Consider the following 255-nt stretch of genomic DNA (forward strand, 5'->3'; position numbering starts at 1 on the left):
CTAAGCTGGCCCTGGAAGGTGACCAGTCCGACAAGGGTGAGCCTGCTATCTTGAAGCTGGCTGAAGCTCTGGATACCTACATCCCAACACCTGAGCGTGCTGTGGACGGTGCCTTTGCAATGCCTGTAGAAGACGTGTTCTCGATCTCCGGTCGCGGTACCGTGGTGACAGGCCGTATCGAGCGCGGCATCATCAAGGTCGGCGAAGAAATCGAAATCGTCGGTATCAAGGACACTGTCAAGACCATCTGCACTG

The 255-nt window shown here is 56.1% G+C and carries 1 pseudogene; it reads left to right on the plus strand.

The annotated features are described in order from the left end of the window. Positions 1–255 (plus strand): annotated as a pseudogene (gene tuf, locus IB213_RS17950) (elongation factor Tu); the annotation flags it as partial.

This window comes from Comamonas sp. CMM02, from assembly GCF_014851485.1.
Classification (GTDB): domain Bacteria; phylum Pseudomonadota; class Gammaproteobacteria; order Burkholderiales; family Burkholderiaceae_C; genus Comamonas; species Comamonas avium.